This window comes from Kribbella sp. NPDC056951, from assembly GCF_042674205.1.
GTDB lineage: Bacteria > Actinomycetota > Actinomycetes > Propionibacteriales > Kribbellaceae > Kribbella > Kribbella yunnanensis.
On record NZ_JBHUQZ010000023.1, the window covers coordinates 1 to 1511 of the forward strand.

The following is a 1511-nucleotide window of genomic DNA, read 5'->3' on the forward strand; positions in this document are numbered from 1 at the left end:
ACCCCAATGCCGCTTAGTTAGCTGGTGGGTTTTGGTGTCAAGTGGGGTGTCGGTGGACGTGAAGCAGCGGAACTCCCGGTAGGAAGCGATTGTCCTCGCAAGACATCGCTATATCAGGAGTTCCGCTGGTGGTTCAGTCTGTCATTACGCGTGTGGTTCGGGTGGCATCGGGCCGGTTCGCGCCCGGTCATTTGGGTGAGCTGACGCAGATCGTGCCATTCGAGATGGTTGATGAGGTGCTGGCCTCGAACCGGCGGGTGCAGGCGCGGGTGCGTGATCTGCCGTCGCGGGTGGTGGTGTATCTGCTGCTCGCGGCCGCGCTGTTTTCCGAGATGGGTTATGGGCAGGTGTGGGCCCGGCTGGTCTCGGGTCTGGACGGGCTGGACACGGCCGTGGCGGCCCCGTCGTCGTCGGCGTTGTCGCAGGCTCGTCGCCGGGTCGGGGTCGCGCCGTTGCGTGCGTTGTTCGACCTGCTGGCCGGGCCACCGGCCGGAGCGCCGCGCTGGCGGGGCTGGTTGTTGTGCGCGATCGACGGGACCGCGCTGACGATCCCGAACGGCGGCAAGAACGTATCGGTCTACGGCCATCATCCCGCGGGCCCGCACGGCGACTCGGGCTACCCGATCCTGCGGCTGCTGGCCGTGGTCGCGTGCGGCACCCGCACCATCATCGGAGTGGTGTTCGGCTCGTGTGATGCCGGTGAGACGACGTATGCGGCACGGCTGACCGGATGCCTGCGCCCGGGCATGCTGTTGCTGGCCGACCGCAACTTCGCCGTCACCGACCTGTTCGAGGCCATCACCGGCGCCGGCGCCGGCCTGCTCATCCGCTGCAAGAACAACCGGCGCCTGAAACCGATCCAGCGCTGCAGCGACGGCACCTGGCTCACCCGCGTCGGTGCCCTGACCCTGCGGGTGATCGAGGCCGAGATCCACAGCCACAGCACCGACGGACCGACCCGGATCGGCCGCTACCGGCTGCTCACCACCCTGACCGATCACCACCGCTACCCAGCCCACGACCTGATCGAGCTCTACCACCACCGCTGGGAGATCGAAACCACCTACCTGGAAATGAAATCCACCACCCTGCACGGACGAGTACTCCGCGCCCGCACCCCCGACGGCATCACCCAAGAGGTCTACGCCCTGCTGACCGCCTACCAGGCACTACGCATCGCCATCGCCGACGCCACCCTCACCCACCCCGGCACCCCACCCGACCGCGGCAGCTTCACCATCGCCCTCAACACCGCCCGCGACCAGATCATCCACGCCGCAGGCGTCATCACCGCCACCACCATCGACCTCATCGGCAAGATCGGCCGCACCGTGCTCAACAACCTCCTACCCAACCGCCGCGCCCGCACCAGCCCCCGCATCGTCAAACGCGCCAAATCCAAATACCGCGCCACCACCACCACCGACCGCAACACCTACAAAACCACCCACACCATCCACATCCTCGACAGTTGACAACCACCCCACAGCCCTAACTAAGCGGCATTGGGG

1 protein-coding gene is annotated in these 1511 nt (G+C 66.8%); it reads left to right on the forward strand.

All coding sequences use genetic code 11. The annotated features are described in order from the left end of the window. The first annotated feature begins 152 nt into the window (after nucleotides 1–152). Nucleotides 153–1475: an IS4 family transposase gene (locus tag ACFTSF_RS41585; protein ID WP_380161134.1), complete on the forward strand. Its 1323-nt coding sequence runs from the start codon at nucleotides 153–155 to the stop codon at nucleotides 1473–1475. The last annotated feature ends 36 nt before the right edge of the window (nucleotides 1476–1511 follow it).